Raw genomic sequence first — 26,277 nt, forward strand, 5'->3', positions numbered from 1 at the left:
TTTAATGAGGTCCAGCGGTAGAATTCAGGCGGCTGTTTTCAGTTTCATTGCGGGTGTTATGCCGCCGATGCCCATGTTGGGTCGTTCGTTGTTGTAAGTCCAGAGCCATTCCGTGGCCTGATCCTGTGCCTCCTCGATGGTTTCAAAGATGTACTGGCTGAGCCATTCGCCGCGAACCGTGCGGTTGTAGCGTTCGATATAGGCGTTCTGTTGGGGCTTTCCGGGTTGGATGTATTCCAGCCTAACGCCTTGTTTTTCTGCCCATTCCATGAGCTTTCCACTGACATATTCGGGTCCATTATCAATACGAATAGCCTTGGGTTTTCCACGCCATTCGATGATCTGGTTCAGACTCCGCACCACGCGCTCGGCTGGCAATGAGAAGTCGACTTCGATGCAAAGGCCCTCGCGATTGAAGTCATCCAGGACGTTCAGTGTCCGGATCGACCGGCCGTCAGAGAGCTGATCGGCCATAAAATCCATCGACCACGTCTCATTTGGCTTGTCAGGCACAGCCAGCGGTTCTGGCTTGTCGCGCTTCAGCCGTTTCTTGGGTTTGATCCGTAGATTCAGCTCCAGTTCGCAGTAAATCCGGTACACGCGTTTATGGTTCCAACAATAGCCCTGCACGTTGCGCAGATACAGAAAGCACAGGCCAAAGCCCCAGGTGCGCTTGTTTGCCGTCAGACGTTCCAACCAATCGGCGATCTCCTCGTTCTCGGTGCTCAGCGTTGGACTGTAGCGATAGCAGGTCTCACTGATCTGGAACGTGCGGCACGCCAGCGCGACACTGACCCCATGCACCGCCACCATCTTCATGGCCATCTCTCGTCGATGAGACGGCCTCAAGACTTTTTTCCGAGGGCTTCCTTGAGCAACTCATTCTGCATGCTCATCTCCGCATACATCTTCTTGAGGCGGCGATTCTGCTCGGCCATGTCCTTCATCTCTGCGATGAGCGACGCGTCCATACCGCCAAATTTAGCCCGCCATTTGTAAAAGCTGGCACTGCTCATCCCGTGCTCCCGGCAAAGCTCAGAGACCGGCACACCGCCCTCCGCCTGCTTCAACACAGCCATGATCTGCGCATCGCTAAATCGTCCGTTCTTCATCGTAAATCTCCTCAGATATCTTGCCGAGAAAATTCTACTTTTGAACACCACTAATTTTAGGGGGGATTACCGCACCGCTGCGCGCCGCAGTGCTTCATTCCAGTACCTCGTTCAGCGGATGCATCTGCCTCGGCACAAGAAGTATATGGAGCGATTTTTCGAAGAGAAAAACCTTTTAGAAAACCGACGTGACGGCTCTTTCTAATAGATTCAAGATTCTAAAAGATTCGGGGGCGAATAAGCTATTCTAAATCAATCTGTTACAGAGGGTGCGACGCAAAAGTTCCCCGTTGTGACGCAAGAACTCCCCGCAAAGACGCAAAAACTCCTCAAAATGACGCAAAAAATCCCGGTAAAGACGCAAAAATTCCCCGCTGAAATGATGTAGTATTTTTTGTCCGATTTTGCATCCGCTCTCATTCCGAAAAGTGGATTATTGAAGACTTTGTATATCGGGGCTGTTCTTCGGCAGTTCTACAAATGTTAGCTGGTAGGCTCGGAAGAATCCAATGTCTGGACTGGGCCCAAAATGAATACGGTGAAACCTCCATATCAATCCGGTCCCGATAGTTAGAGACCACTATCCACTTGGCCTTTAATTGAAACCCTGCGATCTTCATAAAAATTGATGAAAATTGATGAAAAGCGGAGGTTCGTATCATGGGCTTGAATGAGAAAAAAATTGCGGGTGTGCCTCAGTTCTTGAGCTATTTTGTTCCTGTAATCGAATCTATGAGACAATTTGAAGGTCAGGCACAGCCTAAGCAGGTATTTCAGAAGATAATCGAAAACTATGAAATACCAGTCGAGTTCTTGGCTCTTACCCATAAAAAAGGTGGATCACAGTTCGAGAACAAGGTTTCTTTCGCTCGGGCTTACCTCGTCAAGGCTGGTGTTATGACTGCTCCGGCGAGAGGAATTTGGGGCCTGTCTGACGCTGGTTGGAAAGCCACCCTTTCTGATGAATGGGCTGCGAATATTTTTCGTATTGCCCGCGAAGGCTTTGCCGTGGATGACGAAGAGGAGAAGGCACCCGAAGATGAAGTGGTTTCCGACAGCTTAGGTTTCTGGTTTGTGGGCGCGTCTTGGTCAGAGGGTGACCAGACAGAACGTTTCCTGCGCGATGGAATCTGGCAGAATGGCTACGATGACAAATTTTCAAAGCTTGTCCGACAGATGAAACCCGGAGACCGAATTGCGATTAAGTCGTCCTTTACTCGAAAGAATGATGTTCCTTTCGAAAACTATGGCCGCGCCGCAAGCGTAATGCGGATTAAGGTTATTGGTACGATCATGGGCAACCGAGGCGACGGCCTGACCGTCGAAGTGAACTGGGAAGAAATCGATCCGCCCAAAGAATGGTATTTCTATACCTATCGTACAATGGTTGCGCGGGCGCGTGTCGAAGAAGATGACATGGCCCGCCGGTTGGTAGCATTCACGTTCGATGGAGCAGAACAGGATTATGGATATTTCCTCGGCCACTCATACTGGGCCGAACGCTTTGCCCCCAACGTTGATCCCATGAGCATTAGCGAGGCGGAAGATGCCGCGGAAGACGACAACCTTTCAGAGCAGGAAATCTTGCCTTACACGGTGGACAACATCATCTCTGAAGGCGGTTTTCTTGAACGCGAAACGCTTACTGGTCTTGTCGACCGTCTGTCCTCCAAAAAAATATGATCTTGCAAGGGCCGCCTGGGACGGGAAAAACATGGTTAGCCAAGCGCCTGGCAAAGGCCTTGATCGACCGCAAATCGCCTCTGCCAGATCAGCTACGGTCGGTTCAGTTTCACCCCTCATTGTCCTACGAAGATTTTGTCCGTGGTTATCGCCCGTCAAGTAATGGGTTGACCCTGACCGACGGGATATTTCTGCAAGTGATCGAGGCTGCACGCGCCCAGCCAGACCTGGCGCACGTGCTGATCATCGAAGAAATCAACAGGGGAAATCCTGCGCAGGTCTTTGGTGAAATGTTGACCTTACTGGAAAACACCAAGCGCAACAGGGCCGATGCTATGGAACTCGCATACCGGAAAATTCCTGGCGAGAAAATCCATGTGCCTGACAACTTGTATATCATCGGCACGATGAATATCGCCGACCGTTCACTTGCGCTGGTTGACCTGGCCCTGAGGCGCAGGTTTGCTTTTGTGACGTTGGAGCCTCTATTGAATGATGCCTGGGCAGACTGGTGCCGCGACAAGAGTTTTCCGGAGGATGTGATCGCCTTCGTCCGTGACCGAGCAGGCGCTTTGAATGAAGTGATTGCGCAAGATCGTGCGTTGGGTCCTCAATTTAGGGTAGGTCACTCGTACGTCACACCAAGCGATGATGACTGTTCCGATGCTCGCGTTTGGTTCTCCGAGCTAATCGATACTGAAATCGCCCCATTGTTGGAAGATTATTGGTTCGATGCCCCAGAGCGAGCGCGGGACGCGACCCAAGCCCTGCGCGTAGGGCTGTAATGGCAGAACCGATCCCACTTCGGAATATTTGGCTTCTCTTTCTTTATGCTTCCGATCTTGTTCAATATCAGGGGAGGTTCGATCATCAGGTGGAAGTCGCTCGGGACCTGCCTGATCTGGTAGCTGGGTTGTTGACTGATGTGGTGGAAGAACGCTTACGGCGTAACCTCTCGCGCGGGTACAGTTCAAAGACTGCAATTCTTTCGCGGGTGCGTGGGCGCATCGACATGCTTGAAACCACAACTCGGCGTTTGATGGATAGGGGCCGAGTTGCATGTCGTTTTGAAGAGCATACCATGCAAACTCCTCGAAACAGAGTTGTCCGGGCCGCCCTTGACCATCTGGCCAGCCGGGTATCGGACGATCTGGTGGCCCATCGCTGCCGACAGTTGTCGGGGGACTTTACGCGTTTGGGCGTGACCGGACCACGTCCGTCTTGGGCGGAACTGGCCAGTGACCAGATAGGGCGTAATGAGACTGCAGATCGCTTCATGGTGGCACTGGCCAAGATGGTGTTTGACACCATCATTCCGACCGAGGACGCAGGACGTGTCACTGGCACCTTGCCTGACGCCAGCGACCACCTTATCCGCCGGTTGTTTGAAAAGGCTATGGGGAATGCGCTACGTCTCGAACTGCAACCCAAAGGTTGGATCGTCAACACGGGCAAGCGTTTGTCATGGCCAGTCGAAAGCGCATCAGCTGGAATAGCTGCAGTCCTGCCCGGGATGCAGACTGATATTGAGCTAACCAATGTCGGATTTACGCATCGGATAGTAATCGACACTAAATTTACAGCAATTTTCACCGCGTCGACATACCGAGACAACATCCTGAAAAGTGGCTATCTTTATCAGATTTACGCATACTTACGCAGCCAAGAACGGCCCGAGGACGCGGCCAGCCTAACAGCAGAAGGGATGCTCTTGCATCCACAAACGGGAGGTTCCATCGATGAGGTGATGGTTGTTCAGGGTCACAGAATGCGTTTCAAAACGATTGACCTCATGGGGGATGCTAAATCATTCGAGATGCAGCTGCAGAGTGTTTACGGAAGTTAAAACGTTGTTTGATCTGTGACCAGTGGAGCTGATCACAAATCACTATGTGAAGATTAGTTTTGCTGCCTTTGGTAGCAGCCCTTTCTGGTGTCTTGTGAGAAATCAGCGCCGCCAGTCAAATAAGGTCCATGTGACAGTTTCAGCTGTGAGGCGTTGAGGGTAGGAGCGCAGTAAGCTGCGCACCTTGCTTTCGGTCGTAAACCGAAGTTTTTTGAACCAATTGAAGCTTTGACATTTTACCGGAACCGACCTCCAATGTTACGGCTTTTTGGGGCTCGCAGTGTCGATTTAGCGAAGAATATCGAGAGTGCCGGCCGAACTTAATATATGTTGGCCGTCAGTTTTTTCTGTCTGTTTTTCCTCCCTTTAGTTCGGCGTCGATTTCCTTTGCCTTCAACCATGCTTTGGTAAGTCTTGCGCTATCGGGGCCTGCGCGATGCGGAGCCGTGGTCCGCTCCAAGACCTCGTAGAGCATGTCGAGCGCATACCCATCGAAAAGCGCAGCGCTGACGCTGTCAAAGTTCGCAACAGTTGGGACATCACACGTTGGATCAGTTTCCAGCAGTTTGGAGAGCCAGTGTTGCTCGTGGTTCGGGGCGTCTGACACAAGGGTCTTGCCGTGTATCTGTTTTATTACCTCAGGCGCGATCTCCGCCGCGACTGGTGCGCCGCGTAAATGAGCGAAGGATATTTTGTGAACTGCAGCGCTTTGGATTGACCAATCCAAAAGATCCCATTCAGGGGCAGGGTAAATCAATGAAGACCATGTTTGCACCTTTCCCTGCTCGATCCAAGATATGCCGACTTCAATCGGCCAGCTGTCGAGGGAGAGGCTTGAAGCTTCAAAATCGAGTACAGCGTATTGTTCTACAGTGGTTTTTGTCATGAAATGTCCTTTGTTTAACGCGTGCTGGTCCATTGGCGGTAGGCTTTATTTGGTACCAAACACTTTGGATAAAGGGGGGGGCTAATTGGCTACTCGGGACCTCCCGTTAAAGCAATAAATTGCGGTTTAGGGTTCGTCCCGGTGCCGCAATGGAGGGGCTATGAGGGCATTGCCAGACGGTGATCAGCCAGATGGGTTACGCTGTTCGGTTTGGCATTTTCGAACGGGCTACGGATCATCGAAATGTCGATCTTGACGGCATTGACGGCGTCCAACAAAAGCGCTTTGGAAAAACTGTCAGGGTTGTAGTGTCTAATACCAACATCCCGATCGACATGTCCCATCATGTAGCGTCGGTGGCTATCGAAGCATCTGCTCTCAATCAAAAGGTGATTAAAAGTCGTGCGGAAGCTGTGGAAGTCGCGCTGGGAATCGTAGCAGCCGACCTCTTGACGGTAGCGCGTGAACTTTTTCGAAAAGTTCTCTGTAAACGTTTCTTTCGAAGCGCTTCGTTGCAACCATGGGAACAGACGTTCTTCCCCTTCACGCTTGCGCTTCTCGACCAGAATCAAAAAGCCGAGGTCAATCAGGTTCTTGTGGATTGGGACAGTGCGACGCGCGGCACTGCTCTTCAGATTTTGCCCCGGACCTTGTTGAAGACAAATGCACGGCACACCGCCGATGATTTCGATATCTGTCAAGTTCAGCTGCAAGATTTCTTCGCTGCGAAAACCCATATGGACCGCGATCAGGGGTGCCCAGAATAACGGGTCGCCAATATCGTCGAGCTTGTCTTGAAAAATAGCGGTTCGGAACAGCTTATCCAAGCGACCGACCCACGTCTGGCGTTCTGTATCATCGGCCTCCAAAATCCGTTGTTCAACGTCTGCTTTTTCCCAAATATGTTCAGCCATGATGTTTTCTGAGAGATCGCCTTGGATGACGGCAAACCTACAGATGCGCTGAAAATCCTGCATGTGGCGGTAAATCGTATTCGGGCTCAGCCGCCTGATGCGCTCTCTTAGAATGGTGACCTCAATTTTGCCTGGGCTTGCACCTTGGCTTTCCATTCTTGCGCGGGTGATTTGGGCGTTGTGTTGTTCCTGTGTGTCGGCTTCGTCTGCCGCTTGTTGCGGGCTGAGTTTGCTTGTCGCAGCTTGATAGTTCCGCGGGACCCGTTGGAGCAAGTTAAAGGCGGCAGTTAAGTCGCTATTGGAAACCTGGTCCAGAGGGGCGTCATCGAATGTCCGGGACATCAACCGTGCTGTCGAGTATACATTTGCGCTGGAGTTTTTCTTCCAGCTTACGCCGGCTTCTTTATTGACGGTCTCATTTTCTTTGAATTTGGAATATCCTTGGGATCTGAGTTTAACGTAGTGCTCTGTAATCTCGTTGATTTTGCGACCCTTTCGGGTGGTTTTAGGCACCTGCGGGTTTGAGGCCGGTTCAATTGGAGAAGCATCTTCGGCAACAGGAGCGCAGGTCTGAGACTGCACAGGGGCCGTTCCTTCAAATGGTGTCGTACCAACGGCCGGTTGCGTGGATTGCACGGGAGAGACAGCAACTGGTGAGGGAAGGGGGGCGGGAGCTATAGCTGTCCGTTGCAATTGCGCCATTAGTTGATTGGGCTGAGTACGATATTGCGTTGAACCTGCATATATTCCCTGCTCACGGCTCAAATTCTCTTCCTGTGCCTCCACCATGACGCGAAGGGCCCGAAAGGCCAGTCTTTGCCAGTCGGGGTCGTTCTCATCGAGGACAAGACCAAGGCGGTGTGCGACCTCCTGTAGCGGGCCTCTTGCTGATTGGCGGTCGCGCATTGCAATTGCATGGCGAAGTGTATCGATGGCGGCATTTACGCAGGCCAACTCATAAGCTGCGATTTCAGGAGTGCGGCATGGTGCAATCTCACGCGCGGCTTCGGCTGCATCAATGATGAAGCGGCAGAGCTCGGTCAGAATTGATTCCATTGTGTGGGGCGCAATCGCCATCGTTCTCTCCGTCAACCCGGCGAAGGCGATCTCGCTCAGAAGGGTCAGTTTCAGAGCAAGTGCCTTGGCCTCAGGAATGACATGGGAACGAAGTGGAAAGATCAGTGACATTTTTTTGTTTGAAGGGGGTTCACCCCAGGCCCGTAGGGCCTGGGGGAGGCGTCTGCGCCAGTGAAAACCGGTTTTTCGATATTCGAGATGAATCTGTGATGTGATTGAGGTGCGCAAGTCTGCGACTCCTGTGCCAGCAATTGTGCCAAGCGGAGGGACAGGCTTTGTGCCAAGGGGATAACTCTCCGAATCCAGGGAGAGAAATGCCATATAAATCAGGTATTTAAGATTTAATGGCTCCGACGGTAGGGATCGAACCTACGACCAATTGATTAACAGTCAACTGCTCTACCGCTGAGCTACGTCGGAACGGTCTGCACCGTATAGCTATGGTAATTTACGGCGTCCAGAGGGATTTGTCACTTTTTTCCAGATTTTTTCAAAAGAGTTTTAAACCCTCCGAAATGAGGCCGTGGCGCAAAGCGGACCTAGGGGCGCAATCTTGTTTTTTCCTGTAAGGTCAATCAGATGTGCAAGGACGTTGCGGGTCGCGGCACCCAACAATGCAGGCGGGGTTTCGGTGTAGATTTCGGCGGCGAGCGCTGCAGCAGTGGCGGGGCCGTGTTCGAGGGCACGCAGGATATCTGCCTCGCGGGAAAGCCGATGCGAGACCAACCAATCCAGTCGCGCGGCAGGGTCTGTCACCGGGGCACCGTGGCCAGGGTAGAACACCCGCCAGCGGGTTTGCTGCAGTTCCGCGCAGGACGCCATAAAGTCTGTCAGATCCCCATCCGGGGGCGACACAAGCGAACTGGCCCAGCCCATAACGTGGTCTGCGGTGAAACAGGCGTCGCCCCACCGCAGGCTAATATGGTTGCCGATATGTCCGGGTGTGTGAATCACCTGAACTTCCCAATCGTCACCGGCGATGGTCTCTCCGTGGCGGAGAAGCTGGTCGGGGATGAATTCCGCATCGATGCCTTCGCCACCGCCGATGTCTGATGCGGCGGCCAGTTGCTGCATCACGTCGGACCGACCGGCGAAAGCATCCCCGAATGCAAGGATTGGTGCGGCACATACGCGGGCAAGGTCTCGTGCCAGCGGCGAGTGGTCAAGATGGGTGTGGGTCACAATGATATGGCTGATGTGCTGGTCGGGCCCGATCGCATCAAGGATCGCCTGCAGATGGGACTGCGAGGCGGGCCCGGGATCAATCACCGCGATGCCGCGGGTTCCTAGCAGATAGGTATTGGTCCCGCGATAGGTCATGGGCGAGGGGTTGTCGGCCACAATGCGGCGCAAACCTGGCTCTAGCGTTTCGGCAGGTCCGATGGCGGGGTCAAAGTCGTCTGGGGGCAGCATGGTTTTGCCTTTCACTGGGGCAGGGGGCTGGCTAAGGTCTATCTCATGTTCTTTGTCTGGCTCAAACGTTATATGCCCCGCGGCATCTATGGGCGTGCTGCCCTGATCTTGCTGTTGCCGGTGGTGATCTTGCAACTGGTGATGACCGTTATCTTCGCGCAGCGGAACTATGAGGGGGTCACCAACCAGATGACCGATACGGTCCTGCGCGAGGTCGCCTTGGTCATGCAGCTGGTAGAGGCGGCCCCCACAGCCGATGCCGTTGCAGCCGCTGTGCAAAATCAGCTCGCGGTGCTCGAAATGCGCGTTATCCCAGTTTCCGCCGCCGAGATTCCGTCGCGCAACCGGATGAAATGGTATGACTATTCCGGCCGGGTGATGGTGGCGCGGTTCGAGAGTAAGCTGCCGTCGTTTTTGAGCCTCGACTTGACCCAACCAGGGGGGGTGCATCTTTATACCCGGTCACGGTTCGGCCCGCTGGATATCCAATTTGAACGCCGCCGTATTTCAGCGTCAAACCCCCATCAGCTGTTTGTGTATACCTTTAGCTTCGGCTTTTTGATGACGTTGATTTCGTTCGTTTATCTGCGCAACCAGCTGCGCCCGATCAAACGTCTGGCCCGCGCAGCCGAAGCCTTTGGACGGGGGCGACATGTGCCATATACGCCCACCGGAGCGGTCGAAGTGCGCGCGGCGGGGGCTGCTTTTGTCGATATGCGCGCGCGGATCGAGCGGCAGATCGAACAGCGGACCTTGATGTTGTCGGGCGTCAGTCATGACTTGCGCACGCCGCTCACCCGGATGCGGCTTGGGCTGGCGATGATAGACGATGACGATGCAGAGCCGCTGTTACAAGATGTCAACGATATGCAGGGGATGCTGGACGCGTTTCTGGATTTCGCAAAAGGCACAGCCGAGGGCGAGGCCGAAGCGCTGGACCCCCACGCGCTGATGCAAACCGCGGTAGAAGACGCGCAGCGTGCGGGGCGCAACGTGACCTTGCTGCCGCCCGAGGGGGACGGGACGGGCACTGTCCGTCTGCGCCGGATGGCGATTTTGCGGGCAGTGGATAATCTGATTTCGAATGCGGTGCGGTATGGCGCGCGGGCCGAGGTGTCGGTGCTGCTGACGGACAAGACGTTACGGATCAGGGTCGAGGATGACGGACCAGGCATCCCCGAAGACCTTCGTATTGAAGCCGTGCGACCGTTCTCTCGACTTGATCCTGCACGCAATCAAAACAGTGGTAGCGGCGGTGTTGGGCTGGGCCTCGCCATCGCGACGGACATCGCCCGCGCTCATGGTGGAATGCTGCGCTTGGGGTCTTCGGACAGTCTTGGCGGTCTGCGCGCCGATATTATCGTCGCCCGATAAGGGGGACAGCCGAGTTCATCATATTCGAACATTTTCTCGATACCTTGAACCAAACACCCCCTTGCGCGTTGGTACTCAAATTAATGAGGATTATGTTGATGCGTATTGTTACTGCAGCCCTTCCGTTTTTGCTGGCGTCTCCCGCCTTTGCCGTCAACCCTGATGAAATCGCGTCCACCACGTATCAGGGGGGGGCATTGACTGACGGTCAATCCGGTCTCACCGTTGTCTTGCAGGTTCTTTTGGACCGCGCCGGCATCTCTCCGGGGATCATCGATGGATATAAGGGCGCGATGAGCGAGAGCGCGTTGCGCGGCTTTGAAGCGCGCGAAGGCTTTGTGATCGACGGATTGTTGGATTCCGAAGTGTGGTCGGCCCTTGGCGGGGACGCATCGCCCTCCGTGCTGATGCAATACACGGTGACCGAAGAGGACACCAGCGACCTCACCGCTTCCATTCCCGAACACGTGGCCGAGAAGGCCAAGATGGAAAAGCTGGGCTATACCAGCGTGTCCGAACGTCTGGCTGAGCGCTTTCATATGGACGAGGATTTCTTGAAGTCGCTGAACCCCGGCGCGCGTTTTACCGCAGGTGAAACGCTGACCGTGGCCGATGTGGGGCCAAAGATGGAAGGCGAAGTCGCGCGGATCGAGATCCGAAAATCCGAACGCCGCGCTGTTGTTTACGCAGCAGACGGTCACATGATGACCAATTACCCCGTAGCCATCGGGTCGGATGAAACCCCGTCCCCCAGCGGCAATATGACCGTCGAAGCCGTGGCAATTGATCCCACCTATAGCTACAATCCGGATGTCAATTTTGTCGCCGATGGCGTCAAGGAACAGCTGACACTGCCGCCAGGTCCGAACGGTCCGGTGGGGTCGGTCTGGATTGACCTGTCCAAGCCAACCTATGGTCTGCACGGCACGGACACGCCGGCGTCGTTGTTCACCGCTGAAAGCCACGGTTGCGTGCGGTTCACAAACTGGGACGTCGAGGAATTGGCCCATATGGTCAGCGAAGGCGTTGAAGTCGTGTTTGTCGATTGATGCGGGCTGCGGTTTTTGTCCTTTGTTTGTTGGAACCGGTGGCCGTTTTGGCTGCCGGAGCTGACAGCTCAGCCCGTCCTGTTCCCCGCCCAACGGTGCAGATCGATGCAGATACAGGCGCGGAAGCTGAAACTGAGGTCGAAACGCCCGATGAAGGGTCCATCGATCCCGCGATTTCCCAGCCACGAGGCAAAGGAATGCGCGATACCTTGCGGCTTAACGATCCGGATTATGCCACATGTCTTGCAAACCTAGAGGGGCTTGGGGTCACCTATAGCGAAGCGGCACCCATCGTTCCGACCGACGATACCGATTGCGGCATATTACGCCCCTTGACCGTGAGCGAGATTGCGCCGGGCGTGGAAATTACCCCCGCCGCCACCATGCGCTGCCCTGCTGTCAATGCGCTGGCGACATGGACCCGAGATTTCGTTCTTCCTGCTGCGCGGCGCATGACCGACCGTGGCGCTTTGGTGTCTATCCAAAACGGGTCCGGCTACATTTGCCGACGCCGCAACAATGCACCCGATGGGAAATTGTCAGAGCATGCTTTCGGGAATGCGTTTGACGTTATGGGGTTCACCTTCGCGGAGGGTCCCCCCATCTCAGTCGAACCGCGCGAGGCGCAGGGCACTATGGCCGAGGCGTTCCAAGATGCTGTAAGGGCGTCAGCCTGTCTGGATTTTTCGACCGTGCTGGGGCCGGGATCGAACGCTTCGCATGCGGACCACTTGCATCTTGATGTGATTGAACGGTCGCGGGGGTACCGCCTGTGCGAACAGGGAGGTGGCGCGATAGAGTAAGCATCGCCCAAAACTGTGCTAAATTCAGCGCCGAAACACCTTGTCTGAATAACCAAAACTGAATGGAAGACCTGGAGCGGGTAACGAGAATCGAACTCGTAACTAAAGCTTGGGAAGCTGCCGTGATACCTTTTCACCATACCCGCGCGCCGTGAGGTGACTTAATCCGATGTGGCGGGTGCGTCAAGCGGGGTTTTTGCCCGACGCACCCTTTGCTGCCCTTGAGAACACCAATCAGCGGCGGCGGCGTCTGCGGGTACCGCCTGAGCTGTCGCCGCCGGTATTGAACGTCTCGGTTGGCAGGGTGACGATGCTATTGAGGATCGGGAAGGGCTCTACCGCGTTGGGGATGGCAGAGGCGTTGACGAAATGCTCTTGGAAACGCGGTTCGATGGCGGTCTCGATCTTGTGGATGTTACGGACCGTCTCTTCGATCTCGGCTCGGCTTGAGGTGTTGAGCAATGCGATGCGTGCGCCGGTGCCCGCCGCGTTGCCAGCCGATGTGACCTTGTCCAGCGGTGCGTCAGGGATCATGCCAAGGATCATCGCGTGTTTAGGGCTGATATGCGCACCGAATGCGCCGGCCAGCACCACGCGGTCTACCTTGTCGACACCGAATTTATCCATCAGCAGACGCGCCCCTGAGTAAAGCGCGGCCTTGGCCATCTGGATTTCGCGGATGTCGCGGTTGGTCACGGTGATGCGTGGCCCGCCATCGGCAGTGCCGTCATAGACCAGATAGGAATTGGTGCGCCCGTCGGCAAAGACATTTGCCGATCCGGTTTGTTCAGCCGTACCGATCAGGCCAGGGGCGTCGACGATGCCGTGGACGCGCATTTCAGCGACCATTTCAATGATGCCCGAGCCACAGATGCCGGTGACGCCACTGGCCCCAATCTCGGCCTCGAAGGCGGGATCATCAGACCACAGGTCGCTGCCGATCACCTTGAAACGGGCAATCTTGGTGACGGGGTCGATCTCTACCCGTTCGATCGCGCCGGGTGCGGCGCGTTGGCCGCTGCTGATCTGCGCGCCCTCAAACGCGGGACCCGTGGGGGAGGAACAGGCCAGCACTTTTTCGCGGTTGCCCAGCAAGATTTCAGCGTTGGTGCCCACATCGACGACCAGCACCAAATCGTCTGATTTATCTGGCGCTTCCGACAGGGCGACGGCCGCCGCATCCGCACCAACGTGGCCCGCGATACAGGGCAGCAGATAGACCCGTGCCGAAGGGTGGATGCTCAGGTCCAGGTCCATAGCGCGTAGACGCAGCGCGTTCGACGTGGCCAGCGCAAAGGGAGCTTGCCCCAGTTCAAACGGGTCGATCCCCAAAAACAGGTGGTGCATGACCGGGTTACAAACGAAAACCGCGTCCACGATCAAGCCTTTGTCGATCCCGCTCTCGGTGGCGATTTCGTCAAACAACGTGTTCATGCCGGCGCGCACCGCGCGGGTCATCTCTGCCGCGCCGCCTTCGTTCATCATCGAATAGCTGACCCGGCTCATCAGGTCTTCGCCAAAGCGGATCTGCGGGTTCATCACGCCCGAAGAGGCCACGACCTCTCCGGTTTGCAGATCGCACAGGTGCGCCGCGATGGTGGTCGACCCAAGATCGACCGCGACCCCGTAAAGCGACCCTTCGTAGAAACCGGGCCAGAGATGCATGATCCGCGGCGGGTTTTCATCATCGCCCAAATGCACGGCAACTGTGACTTTCCATGCGCCCTTGCGCAGAGCGGGTTGCAGCGTTTGCAGGATTTGCAAATCGGCCTTTACGTTCTCAAGCTCCCATTGGTCGCGCAGAGCATCGCACAGACGCTCAAGATCGCCCGAGGGGTCGTGCATGTCGGGTTCAAGAACCTCGACGTAAAAGAGCTTGGTCGACGGGTTCAGGACGATATCGCGTGCTTCGGCCCGTTTGCGGACGACTTGTTTGTGGACCTGACTTTCGGCGGGCACATCGATCACCACATCGCCCATGATTTGCGCCTGGCAGCCCAGACGGCGGCCCTCGATCAGTCCGCGCTTGTCCTGATACCGCTGCTCTACGCTGTTCCATTCCGACAAGGCATCCTGGGCCACGGTGACCCCGTGTTTGGAAAACTGCCCATAGCCGGGAGAGACCTGACATTTCGAACAAATCCCGCGCCCGCCGCAAACGGAGTCCAGATCGACGCCCAACTGCCGCGCCGCCGTAAGCACCGGTGTGCCCTTGGCAAAGTGACCGCGTTTGCCCGAAGGCGTGAATACCACAAGGGGATCGTTGCTCATCTATCTTTATCCTCAACACTTTGCCGCACCATAGCGTAGCAGGCGGCAGGCGAAAGCCACGATGCGGCATAATGCCGGTCATCTGCGCCTGTGCGCCTCTGTGCGCGCACGCCGTGGTGACATAGCTGCGTTGCACAATGTCGTTAAGGTGCAAAAGGGTCTTTCCAATGCGACCCATCCATGAAATATGAAACCGCCAAATGAACCCATGCAAGCCGAGGTGCAAAATGGAGATTCGTGAGGCTCTGACCTTTGATGATGTACTACTGGTGCCAGCGGCATCCACCGTGTTGCCGTCTACGGCTGACACGCGGACCCGCGTGACCAAATCAATCGCGCTGAACATTCCGCTGCTTAGCTCTGCGATGGATACGGTGACCGAAAGCCGCATGGCGATTGCCATGGCACAGGCGGGCGGCATGGGGGTTATCCACCGCAACCTTACGGTCGACGAACAGTCCAAGGAAGTGCGCCGTGTCAAACGGTTTGAATCCGGCATCGTCTATAACCCGATCACCCTGCGGCCCGACCAAACGCTGGCGGATGCCAAGGCGTTGCAGGAACGCTATCGGGTCACAGGCTTTCCTGTGGTGGACGAAGCAGGTCGCGTCGTCGGTATCGTAACCAACCGCGACATGCGTTTTGCTTCTGACGATGCGACGCCTGTACGGGTGATGATGTCGAGCGATAATCTGGCCTTGCTGCAAGAGCCCGCAGATCGGGACGAGGCGATCAGCCTGATGAAGGCGCGCCGGATCGAAAAGCTGTTGGTCACGGATGCGCATGGCAAGCTGACCGGGTTGCTGACCTTGAAAGACACCGAGCTGTCGGTGCTGAACCCCACCGCGTGCAAGGATGATCTTGGGCGGCTGCGGGTTGCTGCAGCGACGACTGTCGGGGACGCGGGCTATGAGCGTTCGCAGGCCTTGGTGGAAGCCGGTGTCGACATGATCGTGATTGACACCGCGCATGGCCACTCTGCCGGCGTCGCAGAAGCCGTCCGCCGTGCGCGGGGGCTATCAAGCACGGTCCAGATCGTTGCGGGCAACGTTGCCACGGGCGACGCCACGCGTGCGTTGATTGATGCGGGTGCGGATGCCGTTAAGGTCGGTATCGGCCCGGGGTCGATCTGCACCACGCGGATGGTCGCCGGTGTTGGGGTGCCCCAATTGACCGCGATCATGGATTGCGTCAAAGCGGCGGGCGATGTGCCAATCATCGCAGATGGCGGCATCAAGTTTTCGGGCGATTTTGCCAAGGCAATTGCGGCAGGCGCGTCCTGCGCGATGGTCGGCAGCATGATCGCCGGCACCGATGAATCCCCCGGCGAAGTGATCCTGTATCAGGGCCGCAGTTTCAAAAGCTATCGTGGGATGGGCAGCCTTGGCGCAATGGCGCGCGGTTCGGCCGACCGGTATTTCCAAAAAGATGCCGCCTCGGACAAGCTCGTGCCCGAAGGGATCGAGGGGCAGGTGCCTTACAAAGGCTCCGCCAATGCGGTGGTACATCAGTTGGTTGGCGGTCTTCGCGCGGCCATGGGGTATACCGGCTGTGCCACGGTCGACGAGATGCGCAATAACTGTACCTTCGTAAAGATCACCAACGCGGGTCTGTCTGAAAGCCACGTGCATGACGTTCAAATCACGCGGGAATCTCCGAACTACCGCATCGGGTAAAGTCATATATTATTGAAGTTTTAGAGGGCCGAGGCGAGAAGTCGCTTCGGCCCTTTGTTTGGAACCAAAGGGGAACTGTACGGAACTAACCCAGAACTTGACACTGCATCAGTTGTCGAACTGATGCAAAATGAGATAGTGAAGCGCCATGACTGATGCAGGGGATGGGGCTTCTTTGGAGAGCTTTTCTTCACAGATCCAAATACCTTTGAAAGTGGAGCCGTAAAGGATACGGCAGGCCCAGCAGGAATACTGAGAGTTTGAGATGCAAGAAACTGAATTTCAAAAGTGGCTCGAAGCTCAGGGGCAGATTGAGGGATCGATCAGTTCCAGAATTAGCACAGTGCGCCGCATTGAAAAAGCACTGGGCGATTTGGATGAGGTTCTAAATAAACAGAAGTTAGAAGACCTTTTGCGTCAGTTCGAGTACGGCGCAGAAGACGAGAGAGCAAATGCGCCGAACCCATCGCCCGTTCGGATTGATGGCAATCTGAGGAACGGGCTGGCAAGCGTGCGTCAGTCGATCAGCCTCTACGCTGACTTTATTCGCGACAGTTCATCTATGCCCAATAAACTCGAACACTCACAATATCTCCGTGATTTGACGAAACATGAAGTTGTTTCTGCCATGGACGACTGTGACGCTGAAGGACTTGAAGCATTTCTGCAGAACCGCAGCTTTGCAAAGCCACAAGTTTGGACACTTCGGCCTATGGCTAAGGTAGAACTAAGCGATGATGAACCGCAGCGGTATCCAGCTAAGGCGATCGTCGCTGCGGCTATCGCAAAATTGCCAGGAAGATTAGCTTTGACGGCAAAGGAGTTCTTCAACGGATTTGGTGAAAGCCAGTCTTTTAAACGTTTGAAAGAGCTGGGCTTTGAACTAATCGATCACGGCCGAGAACAGGACCAAACCGAGTTATTTTCTCGCATAAACATAGAATCTGCTATGGCGGCTTACGATGAATTTGAAGAGACGGGCACGCATTCCGAAATATTTTCATTGTTCGGCAACCCAAAAGATTTTTGGGTCCGTTCGACAAGGGATACGGCAAAAGTGCCTTATCCAACAAAGCCCTTAGTCGGTTTTATTTTGAGAAAGACCAAATTCAACGGGGGATGGTCAACTGGTGCAGCAGCAGCACACCTCCACAATGCTGGCTATATTATCGTCGATAAGGAGAACACTCCTTTAATGCCGCCAGAGCGCTATAGCCACCTCATTCGAGATGCCGACCGGATCCGAGCATGCGCTGTGAACTATCACATCGAGCCCGCTCTGGAAACGGGGCAGATGTCCGTTACGATCAGAGCAGGGGATTTAGGGAAGGAAATAGGTCTGCACAACTCACACCCAAATATTTGCAGCGCACTTCTGGGTCCAAAGCTTCAACAAATGACAGGCCTTCCCAGGCCCACTCACACAGAACCACAACCAAGCAGTACGACGGAATTCACATTCGAATTGATGGGTTCTCTCAAGGCGGCCCTGTCAGAGACAACCCCGCGGCCAGAACAGAGAATAAAAATGCAAGAAGCGAAAAACCTGATCCTGTACGGCCCGCCTGGCACTGGCAAAACACATGCGACAGCGACAGAGGCACTGCGTCTTTGCGGCGAAGAGGTCCCTCAGAACCGTGGGTCTGTTATGGCCGCATACAACCGCCTGAAAGCGGAAAAGCGAATCCAATTTGTAACCTTCCATCAATCGATGTCCTACGAAGACTTTGTTGAAGGCCGACAACCTACCACCGATGCGGAAGGCGACGGCAGTTCTGGATCCGGTTTTCGCTTGCAAACGGTTCGAGGCATTATTCGGCGCATGGCTGAGCAGGCTCAGTTCGGCGCAGCCGAAACCAATGGAGACGACGACATTTCCTTAGGGAGCAAACAGGTTTTTAAGATGTCCATCGCGCGTGCTGGCGCGAGTTCCGAAGAATATCTGTTTGAAGAAGCCATTACCGAAGGCCACGTGCTCTTGGGATGGGAGGACATTGATTTCAGTGATCCGAAATATTCTGATCCACAAGAAATTTTAGAAATATGTAGATCACAGGGACGCCGCGAAGGGCCAGTTACGATGCAATCCGGTCAGGTCGCCCTTGTTGATGCCTTCCGCAATCAAGTTCAGGTTGGAGATATTATAGTAGTTTCAAAGGGAAACAGCCTGTTCCGAGCAATTGGCGAAGTTACCGGAGAGTACGAGTACAACCAAAGAGACAATCGAAGATACTGCCATCGAAGAGCTGTAAACTGGCTTTGGGTGGATCGTCAGGGACTTCCTGTATCAGAGGTTTACGACTCGAACTTCACGATGCGTTCGATCTATCGTCTTGCGGGAAGCAAGCTTAAGACTTCCGCCCTTACCCGTCTTATTAACGGGGTGAATGAAAATGTGGTTCTCGACCAGCTACCTCATGTACTTATTATTGATGAAATTAATCGTGCCAATATCTCTAAAGTTTTCGGTGAGCTCATTACTTTGATTGAGCCTGACAAACGGTTGGGAATGGAAAACGCGCTGAAAGTACGCCTACCCTACTCTGGTGAGGATTTCGGATTGCCATCCAATCTTCACATCCTTGGCACCATGAACACCGCTGACCGCTCGATTGCACTTCTCGACACAGCGCTGCGTCGAAGGTTTGACTTTAGAGAAATTGAACCTGACCCTGAAACTCTCCGCGACGCGGCACAGCTTTGCGGGCTCGACCTGCCCAGAATTTTACGCGTAATCAACGATCGTATTGAGTACCTGTATGATCGCGATCATCGGATCGGGCACGCCTATTTCATTGGCTGCGCGTCACGTGAAGGTGTTGACCAAGCAATGCGCCATAAGGTGATCCCGCTGCTGGCAGAATATTTTTTCGAGGACTGGCATAAGGTTGCCGCTGTGTTGGGGGATGCCGAAGCACATGATGGCTCAATTGTAGGCGGCTTTCTGAAGCGTGAGCTGTTGAAGGTACCGCCAGGTATGGACGGTGACGCAGATGGCCCGACAAGGTTCCGTTGGTTTGTTAAGAATGAAAATGAAGGCTTTGATTACTCGCGATTGACCAACTGATGATCCAGATCAGCATCCGGGAATGGGAAAAGATTGCCTTTGGTACGGATGGCGAGCTTATATCCGATGGGCAGGCTGACGGCTTGGCTAAAGTAGCACGTAATTCGGATTTTTCAGGCACCAATGGTGAAGGTGTGTTGGAACACCGCCGAAAACACCTGCGTGCTCGTGGTGTGGTCGGGGTGATTGCCGCTGCAGATTGCCAGCTTGAGATACTTCCCAAAATTGACGCCTCAGGGGAGGCAGACGCAGCCCCAGAAGCATTACGTCGGCGTCTCATTCACATGCTGTCTGTGACGCACGACCTTCGCATTGATGCACAGGCAAAAGCGAGTCTCGGGTGGCAGCGCGATACCCTGCTTGAGATCCTGATCAGGATATTTTGCCACAAAATGACCGAAGCCGTGCGGCACGGGATCCCCCGTCGCTACATTGCCTACGCGGATGACCTATCAGCCTTACGCGGGCGTCTGAATGTCACAAGGCAGTTTTCTGTTTTAGCCGCACAGCCTCAGAATCTGGCGTGCGAGTATGATGAGCTATCTCCGGATATTGATCTCAACCGCATCATGAAAGCTGCAATCATTAAGCTGTCACGCATCGCAACGGCCGCAGACAACCTACGGTCTTTGCGCGAACTCTCTTTTGTCTATGCGGACATCACCGACGTGGCACCTTCTGCGCTTCGCTGGGACCGCATTACTCTTGATCGCACCAATGACCGATGGCGCGTGTTACTTTCACTTGCGAGGTTGCTTTTGGGCGATCGCCATCAAACAACAAATGCGGGGAACAGTAACGGCCACGCGCTCTTGTTCGAAATGAATGTTCTTTTCGAGGAATACGTCGCTAAGCTGCTCAAACGTGGGCTTGCAGGATCTTCGTTCAGCATTTCTACGCAAGGAGGCAAAAAAGCCTGTTTGTTTGAGGGTGATCAAGGCCGATTTGGAACGCGTCCAGACATCCTAATTCGTCATCAGGATAAAGTGGTTATGGTGATTGACACTAAATGGAAGCGCATTTCGCCCCGAATTCAGGATGCAAAGCAAGGGATCAACCAAAGCGATGTGTATCAAATGATGGCTTACTCACAGCTATACGAATGCGATCGTGTAATGCTGCTATATCCGTACCATCAAGGGCTATCGGGATCCCTGCCGCAACAAGCTTATGCGATTGGCTCCGCTGGGGCCTCCAGAAAACTCTTGATATCTACCATTGACGTATCGCAACGACACTCGACGGTAACAGCATCTTTGTCGAAACTGGTAATGACAGAATAAGTGGCATTGGTGCAATCGCGTTCATCTATGTCGATTAGTCACCGCTGTCATGTTATTTGTGCATGCATGAGGATAGCCATATTTGCGGATGCTTGAGCTTTAACAATTATGGTACCGTATTGGATTTTGACCATGACGCATGCCTTCAGGCAATCTCTTGCCACGTAGTCCGACATAATGTTCCCATACGCCAGCAGGTGCGCTTAGTCCGTGAAACCCGAGCCGAAGTGGGTCTGTCGCACCGAACCGATCGGAAGGAAAATGCTCTGCCGTAGCTGGATACCAAATCGTTGGAACAAACACTCCATGAACAACGCCGTGAATGACCGCAAGGACATATTGCGCTTTCTCGGCACGTTGACGAGAGATACGCCACGCATACCTTGTGCGGTCTAATAACTCATCAGTTGAGCCATGATCTGCGGAATTTATGTTGATCAGAATGAGTTTGTCATCTCGTAAGGCAAGTTCAGGGAGGGCGTATTTATCTGCGATTTGTAGGGCATGCATTGGACCGCGATCAGTGCTGTGATGGCCGCCTGAAACATTTGAAAGCCCTGCAAAGGCGTCTATAAGCGCAGCTTCGACCTCAAATGCCGTTTTCGGATCTTCGATGCCGTGACGATGGACAACGTGGATGACATCAAGTCCCGCGCGATGAATCTCGTTTAGTCGGGAGATTTTTAGGCTCTTATCGTCGTCTCGAGGTTCGTCCAAATCAAAATTTGTATCGACGTCTATCGTGACATCCGCAGATTTAGTCGCTTTGGCATGTTGAAAAATACGGTCATTTTTACCTTTCCCAATGTAAAAAGTTTCACCGTTACGCGGGTCTATCAAACGGTAAACATAAAATTTAAGCTTTTCTCCAACGCCAACAGGAAATGCGTCCATTTCAACCCCAGCTACAATAACTTTAAATTTCAAATAGCAGTTTATTCACGAATTCCATGATGGAAGGAACTCATCGTTTGCACAAGAGACATTCCCAGCATCGGGCCGGTTGATGCACCGTAATAGTAAAATTAGGCAAAGCCGACACATTGTATAAACTGCGCTTATGTAGCGGACGTCCCATTGCTGCCGTTCGTTAATTACCTTTAATGCTGCGATGCGGCCAGTCATTCCGGACTTTAGCTGAGGGAAAACTATTCCATCGCTGGGCGAACGCCGAGCTTGGAACACTGAACATATTCAATCTAACGAGAGACTGATGATGTTGGCTCGTACTTCCTTTTCAATTTGTTTGCCCTGAGTAGCACTGCCTCCTATAGTTGAGCTATGTTGAAATTTCTTTTTAGAGCGCTGTTCAAGCCGTCTTATCGGCATAAGGCCAAGTCAAACACTCACCCCGTTAAAGAGACGTCTGCCGATGACACAGTTCGCGGCATATCTGCTTCTTCTGCGCAGCCAAAAGCGCCGCAGTCTAATACGCCAGCATGGGGCGAAGCATTCGATGAAACGACAGCTCACTCGGTCACGCTGCCACGCATGTTGGAAGGGCCAGCATACGTTACAGACGGCGACACAATTACGATCCAAAAGACCCAAGTGCGCCTTTACGGGATCGATGCGCCTGAACTACATCACCCCTACGGCAAAAAGGCCAAATGGGCGATGGTCAATCTGTGTAAGGGGCATAGTATACGCGCCGAGATTACTGATGAAGACGAATATGGCCGCACAGTCGCAAAGTGCTTTCTTCCTGATGGTCGTGACCTATCCGAGGAAATGGTTAAGCTGGGGCTCGCTATCGACTGGCCGAAGTTCTCAGGTGGTAAATACGGTAATCTTGAGATCACGGGCATCCGCAAGAAACTTTGGCTTGCCGATGCACGTCAGAAAGGCCGCATGCATGTTTGGGAAAAATTTGACGCGCAAAAGAATGGTCAAAGCAAGGGAAATGAAGGAACGGCCCAAAGCTGACACCCATCAGCAAGTCCGCCTGATGCGGTGTGGCAGCCTTTCCGGGTCTTTGACCTCAACTGATAGCGAGCGGATAACAACGTATACCCAGCGCTGGTTTTAGGGCAAACTTTTTTATCGTGGAAAGTGTTCAAAGGGGATCACTCTGTGGCTGAAGATCCAAATCCAAATGCAATGAGAGATGTCGAAGCCGTTCGCAGGCTTCTGACGAACGCAGTTCGCTTGAAGCGAGAAGATATAGCAAATGCGTGTAGAATTCGCATTTATGAGCTATCTGGCTGTGACTACGGTGACCCTATCGAACGACGATTGTGGCAGGCGGTAACCGCTTATGAGGAAACCCTTAGAGAGAAGCACGGTCGCAAACAACAGGCCAGCTACACCCGTCGAAAAATCGCGGCCAAGGGGGCTCTACAAACCTTGACGGATTGGGCACTTGATCCAAAAGTAACTCCTGGTTTCGAGGCCTTGGTAGCTGCCGACGCAGCTAAATTCACTGGGGAATACGTCGTGGTCGAATTTGCCGAGAGGTTTCCTGCAGAAGCCGTGCAAGCCGCTCAATTTAAGCTCGAAGCCTATGGTGTTGAAGTCATTAAGTCCTAAAATAAACGGCCCTTAGCTGCCATTCTCTCACTGTCCCCTTGCTGGGCGGCAGCAGAGGGAGGCTACGCTCGAAGGTATTCACCACCTTGTAATACCTCCCAAGCAATTCCGGCGCTATTAGGGTCCTGGAACTGGGTTTATTCAAGAGGGAAAGCTAATGTAGATCGTAGAAAACCTCGAGGGAATCGATCTTTGAATATCAAGACATCTCAAGTCGCGTTAGATCGCAGAGTAAGTATCGTTGAGGGTGTCAACAAAGGCGCTCATCTAATTCGTACTGTTAGTGACCTTCGACGCTTCAGCCGGGTCGTATTGATCGGCGAACCTGGGATGGGAAAATCTGCTGTTTTGAGACAAGAAGCTCAGGACGCCGATTCAATAAAGATCAATGTCAGATCCTTAGTAAATTCGCCGGCAGAAACAAAATTTTTCGAGCGGGCGTACCTTGATGCTCTTGATGAATATCGATCTGACGGGTCCGCAGCTGATAAGGTAATCCCCCCATTTTTAATGAGGTCCAGCGGTAGAATTCAGGCGGCTGTTTTCAGTTTCATTGCGGGTGTTATGCCGCCGATGCCCATGTTGGGTCGTTCGTTGTTGTAAGTCCAGAGCCATTCCGTGGCCTGATCCTGTGCCTCCTCGATGGTTTCAAAGATGTACTGGCTGAGCCATTCGCCGCGAACCGTGCGGTTGTAGCGTTCGATATAGGCGTTCTGTTGGGGCTTTCCGGGTTGGATGTATTCCAGCCTAACGCCTTGTTTTTCTGCCCATTCCATGAGCTTTCCACTGACATATTCGGGTCCATTATCAATACGAATAGCCTTGGGTTTTCCACGCCATTCGATGATCTGGTTCAGACTCCGCACCACGCGCTCGGCTGGCAATGAGAAGTCGACTTCGATGCAAAGGCCCTCGCGATTGAAGTCATCCAGGACGTTCAGTGTCCGGATCGACCGGCCGTCAGAGAGCTGATCGGCCATAAAATCCATCGACCACGTCTCATTTGGCTTGTCAGGCACAGCCAGCGGTTCTGGCTTGTCGCGCTTCAGCCGTTTCTTGGGTTTGATCCGTAGATTCAGCTCCAGTTCGCAGTAAATCCGGTACACGCGTTTATGGTTCCAACAATAGCCCTGCACGTTGCGCAGATACAGAAAGCACAGGCCAAAGCCCCAGGTGCGCTTGTTTGCCGTCAGACGTTCCAACCAATCGGCGATCTCCTCGTTCTCGGTGCTCAGCGTTGGACTGTAGCGATAGCAGGTCTCACTGATCTGGAACGTGCGGCACGCCAGCGCGACACTGACCCCATGCACCGCCACCATCTTCATGGCCATCTCTCGTCGATGAGACGGCCTCAAGACTTTTTTCCGAGGGCTTCCTTGAGCAACTCATTCTGCATGCTCATCTCCGCATACATCTTCTTGAGGCGGCGATTCTGCTCGGCCATGTCCTTCATCTCTGCGATGAGCGACGCGTCCATACCGCCAAATTTAGCCCGCCATTTGTAAAAGCTGGCACTGCTCATCCCGTGCTCCCGGCAAAGCTCAGAGACCGGCACACCGCCCTCCGCCTGCTTCAACACAGCCATGATCTGCGCATCGCTAAATCGTCCGTTCTTCATCGTAAATCTCCTCAGATATCTTGCCGAGAAAATTCTACTTTTGAACACCACTAATTTTAGGGGGGATTACCGGACCACTTTGAGGACTACGACGAACCGAAAAATCTCGCTAAGCAAAAGTGTCGCTCTGACTCAAAAGTCGCGACGGGATACACGCGGATAATCTTTCAAAAAATGCAACTTTTGACGACCGTTCACAACGCCAACACGGTTTCGCGACAATGCTGCCAAACGATGACGGTGGATTTTTGGTGATCTGGTTGGACGGGCAGAGTTATGACACCTACGCGTCGCAAGATATTGCAAAAAATGCCATGCAACTGCGTTTGCGCAAATTCTCGGCCGATGGCAGCATGGGCAAAGATACATTGCTCGACGCGCGTACCTGCACGTGCTGTCAGACTGCGGCCGTTGTCACGGACAACGGGGATGTTCTTGTCGTCTACCGAGACCGGTCGCTCGAAGAAATTCGAGACATTTCAATTGTGCGCCAAACCCGTCAGGGATGGTCCACCCCGAAACCGGTAAGCGGAGACGGCTGGAACATCGAAGGTTGCCCTGTGAATGGCCCGGCGATTGATGCGGCAAATGAAGGGTCTGTTGTGGCTTGGTTCACGGCGGCGAATGACCTTCCCAAAGTCAAAGTCGCGTTTTCAAGTGATGACGGCGTGACGTTCGGAGAAGCGCTGGAAATCGACACCAGTGCACCGTCCGGTAGGGTTGATGTCTTACAATTGAAAGATGGCTCTGCGCTGGTGACTTGGGTCAAACAAACAGCACAGGGTGAAGCAATTCTGATCTGCGCCGTCAATCCGCAAGAAGGTTGCCTGCGCCCCGAAGTCGTGGCGATCAGCCCAGGCGGGAGAACGGTCGGTTTCCCCAGAATGACACTTGGCAAGGAGGGGGTGTTCATCGCCTGGACAGAACCCACCAAACCGTCTGCCACGCAACCCAGAGGCGGGACGACGATACGCACGGTGTTGGCAAGAGCGGAGGAGTTGAAATGAAACAATTCACAAAACGTTTTTTGCCCGTCGTGATGTTGCTTGCACTGTTGCCGGGAACAACATTCGCAGAGGGAAAAAGGTTCGTTTTCGGCATTCATTCGATACCGAAAGAAATCCCAGAAATCACGTTCGAAGATTTGGAAGAGCAACAGTTTACGCTTGAAGATTTTGAAGGGAAATACCTTCTCCTAAACGTCTGGGCAACGTGGTGTCCGCCATGTCGCAAGGAGCTCCCAGACTTGCAGGGTTTGCAGCAAAAACTTGGGGGACAACAATTCCAGGTCGTTGCCCTTTCAACCGATGCCGGAAAGCGCGCCAGCGTGCTCCGCCTTTATCAAGAACTTGGTCTCGATGAGGACAGCATATTCATAGACCAAACCGGATCAGCCATGCGCAAGCTTGGAATTTTTGCGATGCCGACAACCCTTCTGATCGATCCTGAAGGGCGCGAAATAGGTCGCAAACCTGGCCCGGCAGACTGGGACAGCACGTCAGCTCTGACCTTTTTCCAAGGACAGCTAGCTAGCCCGGAGTGATAATGCCAAATCTTTAGCATTGACTAGCGTTTAACAAGCTGTGCTCTGACATTCGTCTAAAAATGTTGATCACCGTCCACGTCAAACGGGTGTTGCGACAATCGCGAGAAGCGAGGATGCACACATTGCGCGA

Annotated in this window: 20 protein-coding genes and 2 tRNA genes; 13 read left to right on the forward strand and 9 right to left on the reverse strand. The window is 53.8% G+C overall.

Going from position 1 to position 26,277, the window contains the following annotated elements; all coding sequences use genetic code 11:
- Nucleotides 1-24: 24 nt before the first annotated feature.
- Nucleotides 25-1,112, reverse strand: a protein-coding gene (locus ACVBAU_RS09130) for an IS3 family transposase (protein WP_448325853.1) whose coding sequence is annotated in 2 segments (ribosomal slippage) — nucleotides 25-851 and nucleotides 851-1,112 — 1,089 coding nt in all. Because the reading frame shifts where the segments join, the coding sequence is not laid out codon by codon here.
- Nucleotides 1,113-1,772: 660 nt separating this feature from the next.
- On the opposite strand from ACVBAU_RS09130, the gene ACVBAU_RS09135 reads away from it, so the two are divergent.
- The 3 genes from ACVBAU_RS09135 to mcrC are packed head-to-tail and all read left to right on the forward strand — an operon-like array spanning nucleotide 1,773 to nucleotide 4,641.
- Complete coding sequence (locus tag ACVBAU_RS09135; RefSeq protein WP_448325855.1) at nucleotides 1,773-2,795, forward strand: winged helix-turn-helix domain-containing protein; 1,023 nt, start codon at nucleotides 1,773-1,775, stop codon at nucleotides 2,793-2,795.
- Entirely contained in the window at nucleotides 2,792-3,580 is a 789-nt protein-coding gene (locus ACVBAU_RS09140) for an McrB family protein (RefSeq protein ID WP_448325856.1), read from the forward strand. The genes ACVBAU_RS09135 and ACVBAU_RS09140 overlap by 4 nt, the downstream gene beginning before the upstream one ends.
- Nucleotides 3,580-4,641 (forward strand): 5-methylcytosine-specific restriction endonuclease system specificity protein McrC, encoded by a 1,062-nt coding sequence (gene mcrC, locus ACVBAU_RS09145; RefSeq protein ID WP_448325858.1) that lies wholly within the window; start codon nucleotides 3,580-3,582, stop codon nucleotides 4,639-4,641. Before ACVBAU_RS09140 ends, mcrC begins: the two co-directional genes overlap by 1 nt.
- A gap of 337 nt (nucleotides 4,642-4,978) precedes the next feature.
- Here the strand turns inward: mcrC and ACVBAU_RS09150 are convergent, their stop codons facing one another.
- From ACVBAU_RS09150 to ACVBAU_RS09165, 4 genes are all read right to left on the reverse strand, one after another.
- Entirely contained in the window at nucleotides 4,979-5,527 is a 549-nt protein-coding gene (locus ACVBAU_RS09150) for a 3'-5' exonuclease (RefSeq protein WP_448325860.1), read from the reverse strand.
- A gap of 158 nt (nucleotides 5,528-5,685) precedes the next feature.
- A complete protein-coding gene (locus ACVBAU_RS09155) occupies nucleotides 5,686-7,746 on the reverse strand; it encodes a site-specific integrase (protein WP_448325862.1) in 2,061 nt (686 codons plus the stop codon).
- Nucleotides 7,747-7,863: 117 nt separating this feature from the next.
- A tRNA-Asn gene (locus ACVBAU_RS09160) sits at nucleotides 7,864-7,938 on the reverse strand.
- 81 nt (nucleotides 7,939-8,019) lie between these two features.
- Nucleotides 8,020-8,931, reverse strand: a complete 912-nt coding sequence (locus ACVBAU_RS09165; protein WP_448325864.1) for an MBL fold metallo-hydrolase — start codon at nucleotides 8,929-8,931, stop codon at nucleotides 8,020-8,022.
- Nucleotides 8,932-8,976: 45 nt separating this feature from the next.
- Between ACVBAU_RS09165 and ACVBAU_RS09170 the strand changes: the two genes are divergently transcribed.
- The 3 genes from ACVBAU_RS09170 (at nucleotide 8,977) to ACVBAU_RS09180 (ending at nucleotide 12,157) form a co-directional block, all read left to right on the forward strand.
- On the forward strand, nucleotides 8,977-10,305 hold the full coding sequence (locus ACVBAU_RS09170; protein WP_448325866.1) for an ATP-binding protein: 1,329 nt from the start codon (nucleotides 8,977-8,979) through the stop codon (nucleotides 10,303-10,305).
- 98 nt (nucleotides 10,306-10,403) lie between these two features.
- The gene (locus tag ACVBAU_RS09175; protein WP_448325868.1) at nucleotides 10,404-11,354 is read left to right on the forward strand and encodes a L,D-transpeptidase family protein; all 951 of its coding nucleotides are present in this window, start codon (nucleotides 10,404-10,406) and stop codon (nucleotides 11,352-11,354) included.
- 197 nt (nucleotides 11,355-11,551) lie between these two features.
- Nucleotides 11,552-12,157, forward strand: coding sequence for an extensin-like domain-containing protein (locus tag ACVBAU_RS09180; protein ID WP_448325869.1), 606 nt, complete (start codon nucleotides 11,552-11,554; stop codon nucleotides 12,155-12,157).
- Nucleotides 12,158-12,229: 72 nt separating this feature from the next.
- Here the strand turns inward: ACVBAU_RS09180 and ACVBAU_RS09185 are convergent.
- Nucleotides 12,230-12,303: transfer RNA gene (locus ACVBAU_RS09185), tRNA-Gly, on the reverse strand.
- 88 nt (nucleotides 12,304-12,391) lie between these two features.
- On the reverse strand, nucleotides 12,392-14,428 hold the full coding sequence (locus ACVBAU_RS09190) for an ASKHA domain-containing protein (protein WP_448325871.1): 2,037 nt from the start codon (nucleotides 14,426-14,428) through the stop codon (nucleotides 12,392-12,394).
- Nucleotides 14,429-14,655: 227 nt separating this feature from the next.
- Between ACVBAU_RS09190 and guaB the strand changes: the two genes are divergently transcribed.
- The 3 genes from guaB (at nucleotide 14,656) to ACVBAU_RS09205 (ending at nucleotide 20,454) form a co-directional block, all read left to right on the forward strand.
- The gene (guaB, locus tag ACVBAU_RS09195) at nucleotides 14,656-16,104 is read left to right on the forward strand and encodes an IMP dehydrogenase (RefSeq protein ID WP_138923454.1); all 1,449 of its coding nucleotides are present in this window, start codon (nucleotides 14,656-14,658) and stop codon (nucleotides 16,102-16,104) included.
- 265 nt (nucleotides 16,105-16,369) lie between these two features.
- A complete protein-coding gene (locus ACVBAU_RS09200; protein ID WP_448325873.1) occupies nucleotides 16,370-19,171 on the forward strand; it encodes an AAA family ATPase in 2,802 nt (933 codons plus the stop codon).
- Complete coding sequence (locus ACVBAU_RS09205; RefSeq protein WP_448325875.1) at nucleotides 19,171-20,454, forward strand: McrC family protein; 1,284 nt, start codon at nucleotides 19,171-19,173, stop codon at nucleotides 20,452-20,454. Before ACVBAU_RS09200 ends, ACVBAU_RS09205 begins: the two co-directional genes overlap by 1 nt.
- Before the next feature lie 99 nt (nucleotides 20,455-20,553).
- Here ACVBAU_RS09205 and ACVBAU_RS09210 read toward each other — a convergent pair whose 3' ends face one another.
- Entirely contained in the window at nucleotides 20,554-21,381 is an 828-nt protein-coding gene (locus ACVBAU_RS09210) for an LEM-3-like GIY-YIG domain-containing protein (RefSeq protein WP_448325877.1), read from the reverse strand.
- Nucleotides 21,382-21,735: 354 nt separating this feature from the next.
- Here ACVBAU_RS09210 and ACVBAU_RS09215 point away from each other — a divergent pair, with 354 nt between their 5' ends.
- Complete coding sequence (locus ACVBAU_RS09215) at nucleotides 21,736-22,380, forward strand: thermonuclease family protein (RefSeq protein WP_448325878.1); 645 nt, start codon at nucleotides 21,736-21,738, stop codon at nucleotides 22,378-22,380.
- Between the two features lie 147 nt (nucleotides 22,381-22,527).
- The gene (locus ACVBAU_RS09220) at nucleotides 22,528-22,983 is read left to right on the forward strand and encodes a hypothetical protein (protein ID WP_448325880.1); all 456 of its coding nucleotides are present in this window, start codon (nucleotides 22,528-22,530) and stop codon (nucleotides 22,981-22,983) included.
- Nucleotides 22,984-23,513: 530 nt separating this feature from the next.
- Here ACVBAU_RS09220 and ACVBAU_RS09225 read toward each other — a convergent pair.
- Nucleotides 23,514-24,601, reverse strand: a protein-coding gene (locus ACVBAU_RS09225) for an IS3 family transposase (RefSeq protein WP_448325853.1) whose coding sequence is annotated in 2 segments (ribosomal slippage) — nucleotides 23,514-24,340 and nucleotides 24,340-24,601 — 1,089 coding nt in all. Because the reading frame shifts where the segments join, the coding sequence is not laid out codon by codon here.
- 221 nt (nucleotides 24,602-24,822) lie between these two features.
- Between ACVBAU_RS09225 and ACVBAU_RS09230 the strand changes: the two genes are divergently transcribed.
- Together ACVBAU_RS09230 and ACVBAU_RS09235 are read left to right on the forward strand one after the other, a co-directional pair.
- On the forward strand, nucleotides 24,823-25,608 hold the full coding sequence (locus ACVBAU_RS09230; protein ID WP_448325882.1) for a sialidase family protein: 786 nt from the start codon (nucleotides 24,823-24,825) through the stop codon (nucleotides 25,606-25,608).
- Nucleotides 25,605-26,144: a TlpA family protein disulfide reductase gene (locus ACVBAU_RS09235; protein ID WP_448325884.1), complete on the forward strand. Its 540-nt coding sequence runs from the start codon at nucleotides 25,605-25,607 to the stop codon at nucleotides 26,142-26,144. The genes ACVBAU_RS09230 and ACVBAU_RS09235 overlap by 4 nt, the downstream gene beginning before the upstream one ends.
- The last annotated feature ends 133 nt before the right edge of the window (nucleotides 26,145-26,277 follow it).

Source organism: Sulfitobacter sp. M13 (assembly GCF_053474885.1).

Bases quoted from the DNA above. Each gene is read 5' to 3' on its own strand.
- ACVBAU_RS09135 (WP_448325855.1), top strand. From the start codon at position 1,773: ATGGGCTTGAATGAGAAAAAAATTGCGGGTGTGCCTCAGTTCTTGAGC.
- ACVBAU_RS09140 (WP_448325856.1), top strand. From the start codon at position 2,792: ATGATCTTGCAAGGGCCGCCTGGGACGGGAAAAACATGGTTAGCCAAG.
- mcrC (WP_448325858.1), top strand. From the start codon at position 3,580: ATGGCAGAACCGATCCCACTTCGGAATATTTGGCTTCTCTTTCTTTAT.
- ACVBAU_RS09150 (WP_448325860.1), bottom strand. From the start codon at position 5,527: ATGACAAAAACCACTGTAGAACAATACGCTGTACTCGATTTTGAAGCT.
- ACVBAU_RS09165 (WP_448325864.1), bottom strand. From the start codon at position 8,931: ATGCTGCCCCCAGACGACTTTGACCCCGCCATCGGACCTGCCGAAACG.
- ACVBAU_RS09170 (WP_448325866.1), top strand. From the start codon at position 8,977: ATGTTCTTTGTCTGGCTCAAACGTTATATGCCCCGCGGCATCTATGGG.
- ACVBAU_RS09175 (WP_448325868.1), top strand. From the start codon at position 10,404: ATGCGTATTGTTACTGCAGCCCTTCCGTTTTTGCTGGCGTCTCCCGCC.
- ACVBAU_RS09180 (WP_448325869.1), top strand. From the start codon at position 11,552: ATGCGCGATACCTTGCGGCTTAACGATCCGGATTATGCCACATGTCTT.
- ACVBAU_RS09190 (WP_448325871.1), bottom strand. From the start codon at position 14,428: ATGAGCAACGATCCCCTTGTGGTATTCACGCCTTCGGGCAAACGCGGT.
- guaB (WP_138923454.1), top strand. From the start codon at position 14,656: ATGGAGATTCGTGAGGCTCTGACCTTTGATGATGTACTACTGGTGCCA.
- ACVBAU_RS09200 (WP_448325873.1), top strand. From the start codon at position 16,370: ATGCAAGAAACTGAATTTCAAAAGTGGCTCGAAGCTCAGGGGCAGATT.
- ACVBAU_RS09205 (WP_448325875.1), top strand. From the start codon at position 19,171: ATGATCCAGATCAGCATCCGGGAATGGGAAAAGATTGCCTTTGGTACG.
- ACVBAU_RS09215 (WP_448325878.1), top strand. From the start codon at position 21,736: ATGTTGAAATTTCTTTTTAGAGCGCTGTTCAAGCCGTCTTATCGGCAT.
- ACVBAU_RS09230 (WP_448325882.1), top strand. From the start codon at position 24,823: ATGCTGCCAAACGATGACGGTGGATTTTTGGTGATCTGGTTGGACGGG.
- ACVBAU_RS09235 (WP_448325884.1), top strand. From the start codon at position 25,605: ATGAAACAATTCACAAAACGTTTTTTGCCCGTCGTGATGTTGCTTGCA.